The sequence below is a fragment of the Nocardioides sp. NPDC058538 genome, assembly GCF_042719275.1.
Taxonomy (GTDB): domain Bacteria; phylum Actinomycetota; class Actinomycetes; order Propionibacteriales; family Nocardioidaceae; genus Nocardioides.
In genome coordinates, this window is the sequence record NZ_JBHXNY010000033.1 from 1 (window position 1) to 15,830 (window position 15,830).

At 68.4% G+C, this 15,830-nt stretch carries 15 protein-coding genes; 6 read left to right on the forward strand and 9 right to left on the reverse strand.

The features are described from left to right. Positions 1-70: 70 nt before the first annotated feature. Positions 71-1,009, reverse strand: a complete 939-nt coding sequence (locus ACFWQC_RS22730) for a heme o synthase (RefSeq protein WP_378683255.1) — start codon at positions 1,007-1,009, stop codon at positions 71-73. A 170-nt stretch (positions 1,010-1,179) separates the two neighbouring features. On the opposite strand from ACFWQC_RS22730, the gene tkt reads away from it, so the two are divergent. From tkt to ACFWQC_RS22755, 5 genes are all read left to right on the forward strand, one after another. Beyond that, the gene (gene tkt, locus ACFWQC_RS22735) at positions 1,180-3,291 is read left to right on the forward strand and encodes a transketolase (RefSeq protein WP_378683258.1); all 2,112 of its coding nucleotides are present in this window, start codon (positions 1,180-1,182) and stop codon (positions 3,289-3,291) included. Between the two features lie 3 nt (positions 3,292-3,294). Next, complete coding sequence (gene tal / locus ACFWQC_RS22740) at positions 3,295-4,401, forward strand: transaldolase (RefSeq protein ID WP_378683261.1); 1,107 nt, start codon at positions 3,295-3,297, stop codon at positions 4,399-4,401. After that, positions 4,398-6,077, forward strand: a complete 1,680-nt coding sequence (gene pgi, locus ACFWQC_RS22745; protein WP_378683264.1) for a glucose-6-phosphate isomerase — start codon at positions 4,398-4,400, stop codon at positions 6,075-6,077. The genes tal and pgi overlap by 4 nt, the downstream gene beginning before the upstream one ends. Beyond that, positions 6,074-6,814 (forward strand): 6-phosphogluconolactonase, encoded by a 741-nt coding sequence (gene pgl / locus ACFWQC_RS22750; RefSeq protein WP_378683267.1) that lies wholly within the window; start codon positions 6,074-6,076, stop codon positions 6,812-6,814. The genes pgi and pgl overlap by 4 nt, the downstream gene beginning before the upstream one ends. Before the next feature lie 116 nt (positions 6,815-6,930). Next, positions 6,931-8,115 carry an endonuclease gene (locus ACFWQC_RS22755; RefSeq protein ID WP_378683270.1) on the forward strand — a complete coding sequence of 395 codons (1,185 nt, stop codon included), beginning with the start codon at positions 6,931-6,933 and terminating at the stop codon, positions 8,113-8,115. A 135-nt stretch (positions 8,116-8,250) separates the two neighbouring features. Here the strand turns inward: ACFWQC_RS22755 and ACFWQC_RS22760 are convergent, their stop codons facing one another. The 6 genes from ACFWQC_RS22760 to whiA form a co-directional block, all read right to left on the reverse strand. Beyond that, entirely contained in the window at positions 8,251-8,610 is a 360-nt protein-coding gene (locus ACFWQC_RS22760; RefSeq protein ID WP_160022595.1) for an RNA polymerase-binding protein RbpA, read from the reverse strand. Positions 8,611-8,742: 132 nt separating this feature from the next. Beyond that, positions 8,743-8,973 (reverse strand): preprotein translocase subunit SecG, encoded by a 231-nt coding sequence (gene secG, locus ACFWQC_RS22765; RefSeq protein ID WP_008357155.1) that lies wholly within the window; start codon positions 8,971-8,973, stop codon positions 8,743-8,745. 43 nt (positions 8,974-9,016) lie between these two features. Next, positions 9,017-9,823, reverse strand: a complete 807-nt coding sequence (gene tpiA, locus ACFWQC_RS22770) for a triose-phosphate isomerase (protein ID WP_378683274.1) — start codon at positions 9,821-9,823, stop codon at positions 9,017-9,019. Beyond that, positions 9,823-11,046 carry a phosphoglycerate kinase gene (locus tag ACFWQC_RS22775; RefSeq protein WP_378683277.1) on the reverse strand — a complete coding sequence of 408 codons (1,224 nt, stop codon included), beginning with the start codon at positions 11,044-11,046 and terminating at the stop codon, positions 9,823-9,825. The genes tpiA and ACFWQC_RS22775 overlap by 1 nt, the downstream gene beginning before the upstream one ends. A 38-nt stretch (positions 11,047-11,084) precedes the next feature. Continuing rightward, on the reverse strand, positions 11,085-12,083 hold the full coding sequence (gene gap / locus ACFWQC_RS22780) for a type I glyceraldehyde-3-phosphate dehydrogenase (RefSeq protein ID WP_378683279.1): 999 nt from the start codon (positions 12,081-12,083) through the stop codon (positions 11,085-11,087). A gap of 185 nt (positions 12,084-12,268) precedes the next feature. Next, on the reverse strand, positions 12,269-13,255 hold the full coding sequence (gene whiA, locus ACFWQC_RS22785) for a DNA-binding protein WhiA (RefSeq protein ID WP_045547796.1): 987 nt from the start codon (positions 13,253-13,255) through the stop codon (positions 12,269-12,271). A 432-nt stretch (positions 13,256-13,687) separates the two neighbouring features. Here whiA and ACFWQC_RS22790 point away from each other — a divergent pair, with 432 nt between their 5' ends. Further along, a complete protein-coding gene (locus tag ACFWQC_RS22790) occupies positions 13,688-13,900 on the forward strand; it encodes a hypothetical protein (RefSeq protein WP_378683282.1) in 213 nt (70 codons plus the stop codon). Positions 13,901-13,978: 78 nt separating this feature from the next. Here the strand turns inward: ACFWQC_RS22790 and yvcK are convergent, their stop codons facing one another. Both yvcK and rapZ read right to left on the reverse strand, forming a co-directional pair. Continuing rightward, positions 13,979-14,959: a uridine diphosphate-N-acetylglucosamine-binding protein YvcK gene (gene yvcK, locus ACFWQC_RS22795; RefSeq protein ID WP_378683285.1), complete on the reverse strand. Its 981-nt coding sequence runs from the start codon at positions 14,957-14,959 to the stop codon at positions 13,979-13,981. Between the two features lie 2 nt (positions 14,960-14,961). After that, positions 14,962-15,828 (reverse strand): RNase adapter RapZ, encoded by an 867-nt coding sequence (gene rapZ, locus ACFWQC_RS22800; protein ID WP_350658997.1) that lies wholly within the window; start codon positions 15,826-15,828, stop codon positions 14,962-14,964. Between the last annotated feature and the right edge of the window lie 2 nt (positions 15,829-15,830).

A 15,830-nucleotide genomic window follows, 5' to 3' on the forward strand; every position in this document is an offset into this window, starting at 1 on the left:
CTCCAGGGGACCGTGTTGGTCTCGACACCGCTCGCTTGCGCTCGCGGGCTCGACCAGCGGAGGGAGGCGGTCAGCCGATGAGCGGGTCGACCGCGAGGGCGACGAAGAGCAGGCTCAGGTAGAGGTTGCTCGAGTGGAAGAGCTGCATCGGGCGGATCTTGGTGAGGTCCTCGGTGCCCTTGGCGCGCGCGTGCAGCTGGTGCGCCTGGACGAGGAAGACGGCGCCGAGACCGATGGCTGCGACAGGATAGAGCCAGCCGGTGGAGGCGAGGGGCCACATCAGCAGCGAGGTGGCGACCATGACCCAGGAGTACGCCACGATCTGAGCGCCCACGTGGCGGGCGGACTTGACCACCGGCAGCATCGGCACGTCGACCTGGGCGTAGTCCTCGCGGTAGCGCAGCGCCAGGGCCCAGGTGTGCGGCGGGGTCCAGAAGAAGACGACCATGAACAGGATCAGCGGCTCCCAGTTCACCGAGTTCGTGACCGCGGTCCAGCCGATCAGGGTCGGGAAGCAGCCCGCGATCCCGCCCCAGACGATGTTCTGCGTGGTGCGCCGCTTGAGCAGCATCGTGTAGACGAAGACGTAGAAGGCGTTGGCGGCCAGCGACAGGCCGGCGGAGAGCCAGTTGACGAAGAAGCCGAGCACGACCACCGACAGCACCGCCAGGACCGATCCGAAGATCAGAGCCGCCCGCGGGGTGACCACGTGGCGCGGCAGGGCCCGGCGTCGCGTACGCCTCATCTGCTCGTCGATGTCGCGGTCGTAGACGCAGTTGAAGACCGATGCCGAACCGGCCGAGAAGATCCCGCCGACGACCGTGGCCGCGACCAGGCCGACGCCCGGGACACCCTGGGCGGCGAAGAACATCACCGGCACGGTGGTGAGCAGCAGCAGCTCGATCACGCGGGGCTTAGTCAAAGAGACGTACGCCGAGATGACATCGCGCATTGACGCGCGGTCGCTACGCTGGTCGAGGTCGGGGACCGGCTGTTCGACGTGCGTCACTGAGAAGATCCTTCTCGATCGGGTTGAGGCTTCACATGCGGCTCATACAGGCATTTCACAGCATGCGGCTCGCAGTCTAACCCGGGGCGTGAGTAGGCTCGGATTCGGCAGCCCCCACGGCCAGCCCAAGAACTTCCCAAGTGGACTCTACGATTTTGAAAAGGCACCTCGTGAGCACCAAACCTGTACTCGAGTGGACCGATCTGGACAGCAAGGCCGTGGACACCGTCCGCGTACTCGCCATGGACTCCGTGCAGAAGGTCGGCAACGGCCACCCTGGCACCGCGATGAGCCTGGCCCCGGCTGCCTATCTGCTCTTCCAGAAGGTGATGAAGCACAACCCGGCCGACACCGCCTGGCTCGGTCGCGACCGGTTCGTGCTCTCCGTCGGTCACTCTTCGATCACCCATTACATCCAGCTCTATCTCGGGGGCTTCGGCCTCGAGATCGGAGACCTGGAGTCCCTGCGCCAGTGGCAGTCGCTGACCCCGGGCCACCCCGAGCGCGGTCACACCAAGGGCATCGAGGTGACCACCGGCCCGCTCGGCCAGGGTGTCGCCAACGCGGTCGGCATCGCGATGGCCCAGCGCCGGCTGCGCGGTCTGCTCGACCCCGACACCCCCGCCGACCAGCCGAGCCCGTTCGACCACAAGACCTACGTCCTGGCCAGCGACGGCGACCTGCAGGAGGGCGTCAGCGCCGAGGCGAGCTCGATCGCCGGCACCCAGAAGCTCGGCAACCTCACGATGATCTACGACGCCAACCGGATCTCGATCGAGGGCGACACCAACGTCGCCTTCACCGAGGACGTGGGCGCTCGCTACGAGGCGTACGGCTGGCACGTCCAGGAGGTCGACTGGACCAACGGCGGCAAGGGCTACCAGGAGGACGTGCCTGAGCTGTTCGACGCGATCAACGCGGCCGCCGAGGTCAGCGACAAGCCGTCGCTGATCGTGCTGCGTACGGTCATCGCCTGGCCCGCTCCGAACGCCCAGAACACCGGCGCCGCCCACGGCTCGGCGCTCGGCGAGGAGGAGGTCGCCGCGACCAAGGAGGTGTTGGGCTTCGACCCGGCCAAGACCTTCGAGGTCGACCCCGAGGTGCTCGCCCACACCCGCAGGCTCATCGAGCGCGGCGAGGAGGCCGAGCAGGCCTGGCGGGCCGAGGAGGCCAAGTGGGCCGAAGCCAACCCCGAGGGCGCGAAGCTGCTCGAGCGTCTCCAGAGCGGCAAGCTCCCTGAGGGCATCGACGACGCACTGCCGGTCTTCGCGGCCGACGCCAAGGGCATTGCCACGCGCGCCGCATCCGGCAAGGTCATCAACGCCCTGGCGCCGGTGCTGCCCGAGCTGTGGGGCGGCTCGGCCGACCTCGCGGGTTCCAACAACACCACCATCTCCGACGCCCCGAGCTTCGTCCCGGAGGAGCGCTCCACCAGTGAGTGGAAGGCCGACCCTTACGCGGGCCGCGTGCTCCACTTCGGCATCCGCGAGCACGGCATGGGCGCGATCCTCAACGGCATCGCGGCCCACTCGCCGACCCGGGTCTTCGGTGGCACCTTCTTCCAGTTCTCCGACTACATGCGCGGAGCCGTGCGCGTCGGGGCGCTCTCCGAGCTGCCGGTGATCCACGTCTGGACCCACGACTCCATCGGTCTGGGCGAGGATGGCCCCACCCACCAGCCGGTCGAGCACCTCGCCGCGGTCCGTGCCATGCCCAACCTCGACGTCATCCGACCTGCCGACGCCAACGAGACCGCTGCGGCCTGGCTCGAGGTGCTCAAGCACCACGACCGGCCCTCGGCACTGATCCTGACCCGTCAGGCCGTGCCGACCTTCCCGCGCGGGGTCGACGGCTACGCCGACACCAGCGGCGTCGCGAAGGGTGGCTACGTACTCCTCGACTCCCCCACCGGCACCGTCGACGTCGTGCTGCTCGGCACCGGCTCCGAGGTGCAGTACGCAGTCGCCGCCCGCGAGGAGCTGGCGAAGGAGGGCATCGGCGCCCGCGTCGTCTCGCTGCCCTGCCTGGAGTGGTTCGAGGCCCAGGAGCAGGACTACCGGGACTCGGTGATCCCGCCCAACGTCAAGGCGCGCGTCAGCGTCGAGGCCGGCGTGAAGCAGGGCTGGCGGGAGTACGTCGGCGACGCCGGCCGGATCGTCTCGCTCGAGCACTTCGGCGCCTCGGCGTCCGGTGCGCTGCTGTTCAAGGAGTATGGCTTCACCCCCGAGGCGGTCGTCACGGCCGCCAAGGAGAGCCTCGCCGCCATCAACAAGGGAGCATGAAATATGTCTGACCGTCTCAAGGCGCTGGCCGAGGCCGGCGTATCCATCTGGCTCGACGACCTCTCCCGCGAGCGGATCGAGACCGGCAACCTCGCCGATCTCATCAAGGAGAAGTCCGTCGTCGGGGTGACCACCAACCCGACGATCTTCGCCGCCGCGATCGCCAACGGTGAGCGCTACGACGAGCAGCTGCGCTCGCTGGTGGCCGACGGCAAGTCCGTCGACGAGGTCATCTTCGGCCTCACCACCGAGGACGTACGCAACGCCTGCGACATCCTCGCGCCGGTGGCCGAGTCCACCAAGGACGACGGCCGGGTCTCGATCGAGGTCGAGCCCACCCTGGCCAACGACACCGAGGCGACCATCGCCTCCGCGAAGGCGCTGTGGGCCGCGGTCGACCGCCCCAACGCGCTGATCAAGATCCCGGCGACCCTCGAGGGGCTCCCGGCGATCACCGCCGCGATCGCCGAGGGCATCTCGGTCAACGTGACCCTGATCTTCTCGGTCGAGCGCTACCGCGCGGTGATGGACGCCTACCTGACCGGTCTGGAGCAGGCCAAGGCGGCCGGCAAGGACCTGTCCACGATCCGCAGCGTGGCGTCGTTCTTCGTCTCCCGCGTCGACTCCGAGATCGACAAGCGGCTCGAGGCGATCGGCACCTCCGAGGCCAGCGCACTGCTCGGCAAGGCCGCGGTGGCCAACGCGATCGCCGCCTACGCCGCCTTCGAGGAGGTCCACGCCGGCGAGCGCTGGACCGCCCTGGCCGGTGCGGGCGCCAACGCCCAGCGGCCGCTGTGGGCCTCGACCGGGGTCAAGAACCCGGCCTACCCCGACACCCTCTATGTCACCGACCTGGTCGTCGCCGACACGGTCAACACGATGCCGGAGAAGACCATGGAGGCCTTCGCCGACCACGGCGAGGTCAAGGGCGACGTCGTCACCGGCAAGGGCGCTGAGGCGGCGACGGTCTTCGAGTCGCTGCGCTCGGTCGGGGTCGACCTCGACGACGTGTTCCTCGTGCTGGAGACCGAGGGCGTCGACAAGTTCAAGGGCTCCTGGACCGAGCTCGTCGACACCGTGGTCTCTCAGATCGAGGCGGTCAAGAAGTGAGCCAAGGCCCGGTCGACGCGACGACGACGGACGCTTGGAAGGCACTCACCGAGCTGCGGGCCGGCTTCGAGCCCGACCTGCGCTCGTGGTTCGCCGATGATCCCGGCCGGGCCTCACGCTTCACCTTCGAGGCGGCCGACCTCCACGTCGACCTCTCCAAGGACCTCATCACCGACGACCTCCTGGCCAGCCTGCTCGCTCTCGCCGAGCAGGTCGGCCTGGAGGCGCGGCGGGACGCGATGCTCGCCGGCGAGCACATCAATGTCACCGAGGACCGCGCGGTACTCCATACCGCCCTGCGGCTTCCGGCCGACGCCTCCCTCGTGGTCGACGGCACCGACGTCGTGCCCGCCGTCCACGAGACCCTGGCGAAGATGTACGCCTTCGCCGACCGGGTCCGCTCGGGCGAGTGGAAGGGCGTCACCGGCGAGCGGATCCGCACCGTCGTCAACATCGGCATCGGTGGCTCCGACCTGGGCCCGGTGATGGCCTACGAAGCCCTCGAGCCGTTCCGTCACCCGGAGATCGAGTGCCGGTTCATCTCCAACATCGACCCCACCGACGCCGGCCAGAAGCTGAAGGGGCTGGACCCCGCCACCACGCTGTTCGTCGTCTCCTCGAAGACCTTCTCGACGCTGGAGACGCTGACCAACGCCCGCCTCGCGCGCACCTGGCTGCTCGACGCGCTCGCCGAGAACGGGCACAGCGAGGTCGACTCCGCCGAGGCGGTGAAGAAGCACTTCGTCGCGGTCTCCACCGCTCTGGACAAGGTCGCCGACTTCGGGATCGACCCGGAGAACGCCTTCGGCTTCTGGGACTGGGTCGGCGGCCGCTACTCCGTCGACTCCGCGATCGGCACCTCCCTGGCGATCGCCATCGGGCCGCAGGGGTTCGCCGAGTTCCTCGGCGGTTTCCACGCGATCGACGAGCACTTCGCGAAGACCCCGCTCGCGCAGAACGTGCCGGCGCTGATGGGCCTCCTGAACCTCTGGTACGTCAACTTCCTCGACGCCCAGACCCACGCCGTGCTGCCCTACTCCCAGCTGCTGCACCGGTTCCCGGCGTACCTTCAGCAGCTGACGATGGAGTCCAACGGCAAGTCGGTCCGCTGGGACGGCACCGCGGTCACCACCGACACCGGCGAGGTGTTCTGGGGCGAGCCCGGCACCAACGGACAGCACGCGTTCTACCAGCTGATCCACCAGGGCACCCGGGTGGTCCCGGCCGACTTCATCGCGTTCGCCAACCCCGCCTACCCGCTCGTGGACGCCAGTGGTGGGCAGAGCATCGACGTGCACGAGCTGTTCCTGGCCAACTTCTTCGCCCAGACCCAGGCGCTCGCCTTCGGCAAGACCGCCGAGCAGGTGCGCGCCGAGGGCACCGCGGAGAACATCGTCAACGCGCGGGTCTTCTCCGGCAACCGGCCGACCACCTCGATCATGGCGCCGTCGCTGACTCCCGGCGTACTGGGCCAGCTGATCGCGCTCTACGAGCACATCACCTTCACCCAGGGCGTGGTGTGGGGCATCGACTCCTTCGACCAGTGGGGCGTTGAGCTCGGCAAGCAGCTCGCCGTCCAGATCAGCCCGGCGGTCTCCGGTGACACGGACACCGCCAAGCAGCAGGACACCTCCACCCAATCCCTCATCGCCTACTACAGAGAGAAGCGCACGTGACCAGCGACGGTCATCCCGAGTCACTCATCGAGGTCCACGACACCGCCGAGGCCCTGGCCTCGGCGGTCGCCGGAGAGTTCCTCAGCCGCCTTGCCGACCTGCAGGCGGCCGGCGACGTCCCCACCATCGGCCTCACCGGTGGCACGATCGCCGAGGCGATCCACCGCGAGATCGCCCGTCTCGCACCCGAGTCGGGTGTCGACTGGGGTGCGGTCGAGTTCTTCTTCGGCGACGAGCGCTACGTCGCCGCCGACTCCCCCGACCGCAACGCCGGCCAGGCCCGTGCCGCCTTCCTGACCGAGGTCGGCGTCCCGGACCACCGCATCCACGAGATGCCCGCCACCGACTCCGGCCTGAGCGTCGAGGAGGCCGCGGCGCAGTTCTCCGAGGACGTACGCAGCCACGGCTCCGGCGGCTTCGACATCCTGATGCTCGGCGTCGGCCCCGACGGCCACATCGCCTCTCTCTTCCCCGGCTTCCCGCAGCTCGAGGCGAAGGACGCGATCGCCGTCGGCGTCACCGGATCTCCCAAGCCCCCGCCCGAGCGCATCACCTTCACCTTCGAGGCGCTGCGCCGATCAACGACCGTCTGGTTCCTGGTCAGCGGCGAGGGCAAGGCCGAAGCGGTGGCCAAGGCACATGGCGGCGCTCCGATCACCGAGATCCCCGCCACCGGGGTGACCGGCACCACCGAGACCACCTGGTTCCTGGATCGGGCCGCCGCCTCGAAGCTCTGACCGACGCCGAGTCGGCGCGAACGTCTCGGGAATTCAGTTACCCAGCATGCTAACGCCGGGTAAATCTTTCCCGCATCGGGTGCCGCGCACCCCTGCGGACCTGCCACCATCCGAGCATGTCCTTCAGCGCCTCTCGGCGGCTCGGCCTGACCCTGGCCAGCCTCGTTGCCCTCGCCCTGGCGAGCTTCATGGCAGTCGTGATCACGACCGCCCCGGCCCAGGCGGCCACGATCAACGTCACCACGGCGATCGCCACCCAGAACGGCTCGACGGCCACCGTACGCGGCTACGTCGTCGGTCAGCCCACAGCGACCAGCACGGTCGTGACCAGCAACTACCCCAACGACTACGCTCTCGCGATCGCTGACTCTGCCTCGGAGACCAGCACGTCCAGGATGCTCTACGTGCAGATCCCCGACGCGTTCCGCAGCGCGTGGGGCCTCCGGTCCAACCCGGGCCTCAAGGGGCGTCAGATCGACGTCACCGGCACCCTGACGGCGTACTTCTCCCATCCCGGCCACAAGAACGGCACGGCCTTCGCGTTCGCCGGCTCCACCCCGACCCCGACCCCGACTCCGACAGCCACCCCGACCGCGGACCCGACCATTCCGGCGGGCTACTACGACTCGGCCGCCGGCCTGTCCGGCTCGTCACTGAAGTCAGCGCTGCACAACATCATCGATGGGCACACCACGCTGACCTACAGCGCGGTCTGGGAGGCGCTGAAGGTCCTCGACCAGGACCCGAACAACTCCGCGAACGTGATCGAGTTCTACTCCGGGCTCTCCACACCGAAGACCAACAACGGCGGCAACGCCAACAACTGGAACCGCGAGCACACCTGGCCGCAGAGCCACGGCGACTTCGGCACCGGCAACGGCCCCGGCACCGACGTGCACCACCTGCGGCCCGAGGACGTCACCGTCAACTCCACCCGCGGCAACAAGGACTTCGACCTGGGTGGGTCGGCAGTCTCGGAGTGCAGCGACTGCTGGACCGATGCCGACTCCTTCGAGCCGCGCGACAGCGTCAAGGGCGACCTCGCCCGCGGCATCCTCTACATGGCCGTGCGCTACAACGGCGATGACGGCTTCGCCGACCTCGAGGTCAACAACTCCATCAACGGCTCGACCAACTACCTCGGCAAGGTCTGCGTACTGCTCGGCTGGCACAACGCCGACCCCGTCACCGCAGCCGAACGCACCCGCAACAACGCCATCTACTCGACCTACCAGCGCAACCGAAACCCCTTCATCGACCACCCGGAGTACGCCGAGTCCATCTTCGGCGCAACCTGCTGACCCGATCCCGCCGAGTCGGCTCGTCCTGACCGAAAAGCTCGTCGAGTCGACTCGTCCTGACTCGACGCGGTTTTGGTCAGAATGCGCCGAGTCGGCGCCTCTGCTTGGAGCAGATGCGCCGACTCGGCCGGTGCTTCAGAAGATGATCTCGCCGGATTTGCGGCGAGAGCGGAGGAGGGCGATTGCCTCCTCCAGGATGTCCTCGGCCTCGGCGTCGGAGCGGCGCTCCTTCACGTAGGCGAGGTGGGTCTTGTAAGGCTCGATCTTCGGCGCCGGGGGCGCGTTCTCCTCGTCCAGACCAGCTGGGAGCCCACACTTCGGGCAGTCCCAGGAGTCCGGGGGCGTCGCCTCGACGGCGAAGGTGATGACCGAGCGATGTGCGTTGGTGCAGAAGTAGGTGACGGCCTTCCGCGGCGCAGCTTCGCCGCGCTCCGCCTCACCCATCGGCCCAGCACCGACTCGGGAGCCCCGAATCGCGTTCCCTCCACCTGCCATGGTGCTGCGGTGTCCTCTCTCAACTTAAAGTTCGCAGCCCCGAGAGGCCACTTTGGGGGAATCGGACGGCAAAATCTCCGTCCAGCGTCGATGAGTTTAGACGCTATCGCGCGTGCGCTGAAGGGGAATGTTTCAGTAGGCCATCAGCAGGCCGAGCGCGATCACACAGGCGAACCAGATGACACCGATGCCGATGGTGAGCCGGTCGAGGTTGCGCTCGACGACTGAGGATCCGCCCAGCGAGCTCGAGACACCGCCACCGAACATGTCGGAGAGTCCGCCGCCGCGGCCCTTGTGAAGCAGCACGAGCAGGATCATCAGCGCACTCGCGATGACCAGGATGATGGTGAAGAGAAGTTCCACGTCTGAAATCCTATCTGGAGAGCCCGAAACCTACAGCACTGGCCTAGAGGACTGGCAGGTCGTAGTAGCGCGAGATGGCCGCGAAGTCCTCGACCGAGAGGCTTGCCCCGCCGACCAGCGCCCCGTCGACGTCTGCCTCCTGCATCAGCGCGGCCACGTTGTTGGGCTTCACCGAGCCGCCGTAGAGGATGCGTACGCCATCGGCGATCTCCGCGCCGTGGCTCTTCTCGAGCTGGTCCCGGATGCCGGCGCAGACCTCCTGAGCGTCCTGCGCGGTGGCGGTCTCGCCCGTGCCGATCGCCCAGACCGGCTCGTAGGCGATCACGACCTGGCCGACCTCGGCGTCGGTGAGCCCGGCCAGCGAGCCCTCCGCCTGGGCGGTGCAATGGTCGAGGTGGTTGCCGGCCTGGCGGACCTCGAGGCCCTCGCCGACGCAGACGATCGGGATCATGTTGTGCTTGAGCGCGATCTTGGCCTTGAGCGCGACGATCTCGTCGGTCTCGCCAAAGTGCTCACGACGCTCGGAGTGACCCACGATCACGTAGGAGCAGCCGAGCTTGGCCAGCATCGAGGCCGAGACCTCGCCGGTGAAGGCGCCGGACTCCTGGGTGGAGACGTTCTGGGCACCGTAGGTGATGCGCATCTTGTCGCCGTCGACCAGCGTCTGCACCGAACGGATGTCGGTGAACGGCGGGAAGACCGCCACCTCCACGGCAGCGAAGTCGTGGCGCTTGTCGGAGAGCGTCCAGGCGAGCTTCTGGACCAGGACCACCGCTTCTTGGTGGTTGAGGTTCATCTTCCAGTTGCCGGCGATGAGCGGGGTGCGCCCCGTGGGCTTCTTGGCGGCCATCAGCCCAGTCCCCCGACCACGGTCGCCTCGTCCAGCACGGCGAGGCCCGGAAGGGTCTTGCCCTCCAGGTATTCGAGCGAGGCACCGCCGCCGGTCGAGATGTGACCGAACTGGTCATCGGAGAACCCGAGCTGGCGGATCGCCGCGGCGGAGTCGCCACCACCGACGACCGAGAGGCCGTCGATCGTGGTGAGCGCCTGGGCGACCGCGCGGGTGCCCTCGGCGAAGGCGGCCTGCTCGAAGACGCCCATGGGGCCGTTCCAGAAGACCGTCTTGGCACCCTCGAGCGCTGCGGCGTAGGTCTGGCCCGACTCCGGGCCGATGTCGAGCCCGAGCGAATCGGACGGGATCGCGTTGGCCGCGACCACGCGGGCGGAGGCCTCGTCGCCGAAGGAGTCGGCGACCACGATGTCGGTCGGCAGCAGGATCTCGACGCCGATCTCCTCGGCGCGCTCGAGGTAGCCGAGCACGGTGAGGATCTGGTCCTCCTCGAGCAGCGACTGACCGACCTCGTAGCCCTGGGCCTTGAGGAAGGTGAAGACCATGCCGCCGCCGATGAGCAGCTTGTCCGCCTTGCCGAGCAGGTTGTCGATCACGCCGAGCTTGTCGGAGACCTTCGAGCCCCCGAGGACGACCACATAGGGCCGCTCGGGCGTCTCGGTGAGCCGCTTGAGCACGTCGATCTCGGTGGCCACCAGATCGCCCTGCGCGCTCGGGAGCAGCTTGGCGACGTCGTAGACCGAGGCCTGCTTGCGGTGGACCACGCCGAAGCCGTCGGAGACGAAGGCGTCGGCCAGGGCGGCGAGCTCGGCGGCGAAGGTCGCCCGCTCGATGTCGTCCTTGCTGGTCTCACCGGCGTTGAAGCGTACGTTCTCCAGCAGCGCCACCTGGCCGTCGGCGAGACCGCCGACGACCGAGCTCGCGGAGTCGCCGACGGTGTCGGTCGCGAAGGCGACCTCGGCACCGAGCAGCTCACCGAGGCGGGTCGCCACGGGCGCCAGCGAGTAGGCCGGGTCCGGCTCCCCCTTCGGCCGACCGAGGTGGGCGACCACCACGACCCTGGCGCCGGCGTCGGCCAGTGCCTTGATCGTGGGCACCGAGGCACGGATGCGACCGTCGTCGGTGATCGTCGTGCCTTCCAACGGGACGTTGAGGTCGGAGCGCACGAGAACTCGCTTGCCCGCGACACCCTGCTCGATGAGCTGCGTGAGATTCAGAGACATAACGGGCTAGACCCTAACCTGTGAGGCAGGTCGCTGGGTCACAGGCTCGCGCCAACGTACGCCACCAGGTCGCCGAGCCGGTTGGAGTAGCCCCACTCGTTGTCGTACCACGCCGCGACCTTGACCTGGTTGCCGATCACCTTGGTGAGCGGAGCGTCGAAGATCGAGGACGCCGGGTTGGTGACGATGTCGGAGGAGACGATCGGGTCGGTCGAGTAGACGAGGTACTTCCCGTCGGCGGCCTTCTCCATGATCGCGTTGATCTCCTCGACCGAGGTCTCGCGCGAGGCCTCGAAGGAGAGGTCGACGATCGAGCCGGTCGGCACCGGCACCCGCAGGGCGTACCCGTCGAGCTTTCCCTTCAGCTCGGGCAGCACCAGACCGATCGCCTTGGCGGCGCCGGTCGAGGTGGGCACGACGTTGAGGGCGGCCGCGCGGGCGCGGCGCATGTCCTTGTGGATGTTGTCCTGAAGGTTCTGGTCGGCGGTGTAGGCGTGAATGGTCGTCATCAGGCCCTGGTTGATGCCGACGCCGTCGTTGAGCGCCTTCGCCAGCGGCGCCAGGCAGTTGGTCGTGCACGAGGCGTTGGAGATCACCGTGTGGGCCTCGGGGTCGTAGATCGACTCGTTGACGCCCATCACGATGGTGGCGTCCTCGTTCTTCGCCGGCGCGGAGATGATCACCTTCTTCGCCCCGCCGGAGTCGATGTGAGCGCGTGCCTTGGTCGCGTCGGTGAAGAAGCCGGTCGACTCGATCACGACGTCGACGTCGAGGTCCTTCCAGGGGATGTTTGCCGGGTCGCGCTCTGCGTACGCCTTGATCTCCTTGCCGTCGACGACGATCGCGTCCTCGGTGGCGGACACGTCAGCGCCGAGCGGGCCGAGGATCGAGTCGTACTTCAGCAGCGTCGCGAGGGTCGTGTTGTCGCTGAGGTCGTTCACCCCGACGATCTCGATGTCGAGGTCGGAGGCGCGCACCGCGCGGAAGAAGTTGCGGCCGATCCGGCCGAATCCGTTGATGCCTACTCGAACTGTCACGTGGACTCCTGGTTCGCGTCGAAAAGATTGTGCGCGGGATCACCCGCTGACGCCGACACTACCCAGCGCCTCTGAACAGCGGGAGACTGGGTTGGATCGTTCCAAAAGACGGACGAGTAGCAAACGGCCCGAGCCCCTCGATCAGTCGAGGGGCTCGGGCCGGTTTCAGGTCGTGGAAGTTGCTCTCAGGCGTCCTCGGCGAGCATCTCCGCGGTCAGCGATGCTTCGGTGTCGGGGATGCCGAGCTCCTCGGCCCGCTTGTCGGCCATGGCCAGCAGGCGGCGGATGCGGCCGGCGATCGCGTCCTTGGTCAGCACCGGGTCGTGAAGCTGGCCGAGCTCCTCGAGCGAGGCCTGCTTGTGCTCCAGGCGGAGCTTGCCGGCCTGGCGCAGGTGATCGGGGATGTCCTCGCCGAGGATCTCCAGGGCGCGCTCGACGCGAGCACCGGCGGCGACGGCCGCACGGGCCGAACGGCGCAGGTTGGCGTCGTCGAAGTTGGCCAGCCGGTTGGCGGTGGCGCGGACCTCCCGGCGCATCCGGCGCTCCTCCCAGGCCATCAGCGACTCGTGGGCACCCAGGCGGGTCAGCAGCTGGCCGATCGCGTCACCGTCGCGGATGACGACGCGGTCGACGCCACGCACCTCACGGGGCTTGGCGGAGATGCCGATACGACGGGCGACGCCGACGAGGGCGAGAGCCGACTCCGAGCCCGGGCAGGTCACCTCCATCGAGGACGAGCGGCCCGGCTCGGTGAGCGAGCCGTGGGCCAGGAAGGCACCGCGCCAGGCGGCCACCGCGTCGCAGGCTCCGCCCGAGACGACGGCAGGCGGAAGACCCCGCACCGGTCGGCCACGCTGGTCGAGAAGGCCGGTCTGACGCGCCAGCGCCTCACCGTCCTTGACCACACGCACGATGTAGCGGCTGCCCTTACGAAGCCCGCTCGCCTGGATGAGAGCCACCTCTGCCTCGTGACCGAAGACGTCGGCGATGTCTCGCTTCAGTCTCCTGGCGGCCAGACCGGTGTCGAGCTCAGCCTCGACCACGATCCTGCCTGCCACGATGTGGATCCCCCCAGCGAACCTCAACGTCGAGGCAACCTCTGCCTTCCGGCAGCATGTCTTGGTGATCTGAGTGGAGGCCAGCTCGGCCTTCACCTGTCCCGTCATCGCCATGGCGAGAGTCTTTCATTGATGTCAACGACCCTCGAATCGGTTCCACGTCAGAGCGCTCTGTGTCGGCGACAGCGAGGGTTGTGGTGGGTGGGACGGAGCCGTCGTCGATCGATGGCGTGACACCGGCCCAAATCCAGCGCCGAACACTTGCGATTCCGATCAGGTGCCGTGCGTCAGTCGGCTAGCGTCCGCGCGATGACCACCCCGCATGGCCGTCGCGCCGACCGAGCCCCGAACCTGGGGTGGCTCGTCGCACTCGGGCTTTGTTGCCACCCTGCCCCTTTCGGCGCTGCGACAACGCCGGAGTGGAGTGACAGCATCTGGTCGCGATTGACGTCTGTGGGTATCGAAGTCGTTCTGCTTGGTTTGATGATCTGGATCGTCACCCGCTGGTAGCGCACGCACGAGATCCTCCTGCGGCGCGCAAACCTGGTGGTGTATCCGGTCGTCGGCCTCCTGTTCCTCCTGTACGGCGTACAGGGCATCCGTCGCGGCGCGCCCCCGCTCGAAACCCGGCGCGGCGTACCCGACTGGGGATACCAGCTGGATGGAGCGATCAGTTGCATGCTCGGAACCATCGTGCTGGTCCTCTGTGTTCGCGACATCATCCGCCGCAAGCAGCAGATGTCCCTCGACCCACCGTGAAAGTGTTCGATTTGGGCTCCCGGTGGCCCCCCGTGGAAGCCCAGATCGACCACTTTCGACACGCCCTCTCGGGCCGCCTCAGCCCGCCCCAATCACCCTCGCGTACGCGGCAGCCAGCCGCTCCGGGTCGTGGCGAGGGGTCCCGTCGCCGACGGCGACGTCGGCGACCTCGACCTGCGCACCGCACTTCTCGGCCACCCGCGACAGATCGTCGAGACCGTCGAGGGAGGAGTCGACGAGGACGGTGTGGATGCGGAGGTCGGGGGCGTGGTCGAGGAGGACCGAGAGGTGCTCGGCGGGGCCGAAGCCTGTCGTCTCCCCCGGCTGCTCGCCGAGGTTGAGCACGACGACGATCTTCGCCGAGGTCGCGACCAGGGCCTCGCGCAGGGCGCGGACCATCAGGTGCGGCAGGACGGAGGTGAACCAGGAGCCGGGCCCGAGGAACACCCACTCGGCGTCGCAGATCGCCTTGACGGCGTCGGGGGCGGCCGGTGGGTTGTCGGGGACCAGCTGGATCGACTCGATCCGGCCGTCGGTGGTGGCGACCTCGACCTGCCCGCTGATCTCCAGCCGGGCCTCCGGGTCGCCCGGGACCAGCCCGCTGACCTCGGCGACGATGTCCATCGGCACCAGCGCCATCGGCAGGACCCGGCCCTTTGCGCCCAGCAGCCGGCCGACCCAGTCGAGGGCCTCGACGTGGTCGCCGAGCTGCTCCCACAGGCCCACGATCAGCAGGTTGCCGAGGTTGTGGCCGCGCATCTCGCCCTCGCCGGCGAAGCGGTGCTGCAGCACCTGCGCCCAGGTGTCGTCCCAGCGGTCCGCGCCGCACAGCGCGGCGAGCGCCATCCGCAGGTCACCCGGCGGAAGTACGCCGAACTCCCGTCGGAGCCGGCCGCTGGAGCCGCCGTTGTCGGCGACCGTGACGATCGCGGTGAGCTGGTCGACGGTCAGGTCGTCGACGAGCAGCCGCAGCGCGCTCAACGACGCATGCAGTCCGTGCCCTCCCCCCAGGGCGACGACGGCCTGGGCATCTGCCCCGGGTCGGTCGGCCCCGGCCACTCTCACTCCCGCCCGAGGTCTCGGTGGATCGCCTTCGCATCCAGGCCGGCATCTCGCAGCCGCCTGGAGATCTCCTCCGCCATCGCCACGCTGCGGTGCTTGCCGCCCGTGCACCCGATCGCCACGCGCATGAACCTCTTTCCTTCGTGGAGGTAGCCCTTGGTCACTCCGATGAGCACCGGAACATACCCGCTCAGGAACTCCTCCGCACCAGGGCGTGAGTAGACGTAGGCGGCGACGTCGGGGTTGTCACGTCCGTTGCCGTCCTTCAGCTCGGGCACCCAGTGCGGGTTGGGCAGGAAACGCATGTCGGCCATGAAGTCAGCGTCGACCGGGATCCCGTACTTGAACCCGAAGCTCACCACCGACACCTTCAGGGTGGTCCGCTCCGGGGTGCCGAACGCCTCCGCGATCCTCGCGGTGAGCTGGTGCACGTTGAGCTGGGTCGTGTCGATGACCAGGTCGGCGGCGCCGCGCAGGTTGGCCAGCACCACCCGCTCCCGCTCGAGCGCGTCCAGCAGCCGCTCGTTGCCCCGCTGCATCGGGTGCGGCCTCCGCGCGGCCTCCTGGCGACGGACCAGCGTGTCGTCGGCGGCGTCGAGGAAGACCAGGGTCGTACGCCGCCCGGTGGCTTTCTTCGCAACGATCTCCTCGAGCTCGGCGAAGAAGGACCCGGAACGTACGTCGGTCACGACCGCCACCGGCTGCTCCGGGCCGCGGGCCGCGTCGACCCGCTCGACCACCTGCGGGAGCAGGCTCGGCGGCAGGTTGTCGACGACGTAGTAGCCGAGATCCTCCAGCTCCTTGGCGGCGGTGCTCCGCCCGGCACCGGTCATGCCGGTGATGACGACGACCTCCCCCTTGTGCATGA

What these genes read in the sequence shown, in the direction of transcription:
- tal (WP_378683261.1), top strand. Translation starts at nt 3,295, where the DNA reads ATGTCTGACCGTCTCAAGGCGCTGGCCGAGGCCGGCGTATCCATCTGG.
- ACFWQC_RS22755 (WP_378683270.1), top strand. Translation starts at nt 6,931, where the DNA reads ATGTCCTTCAGCGCCTCTCGGCGGCTCGGCCTGACCCTGGCCAGCCTC.
- ACFWQC_RS22760 (WP_160022595.1), bottom strand. Translation starts at nt 8,610, where the DNA reads ATGGCAGGTGGAGGGAACGCGATTCGGGGCTCCCGAGTCGGTGCTGGG.
- tpiA (WP_378683274.1), bottom strand. Translation starts at nt 9,823, where the DNA reads ATGGCCGCCAAGAAGCCCACGGGGCGCACCCCGCTCATCGCCGGCAAC.
- ACFWQC_RS22775 (WP_378683277.1), bottom strand. Translation starts at nt 11,046, where the DNA reads ATGTCTCTGAATCTCACGCAGCTCATCGAGCAGGGTGTCGCGGGCAAG.
- whiA (WP_045547796.1), bottom strand. Translation starts at nt 13,255, where the DNA reads ATGGCGATGACGGGACAGGTGAAGGCCGAGCTGGCCTCCACTCAGATC.
- rapZ (WP_350658997.1), bottom strand. Translation starts at nt 15,828, where the DNA reads ATGCACAAGGGGGAGGTCGTCGTCATCACCGGCATGACCGGTGCCGGG.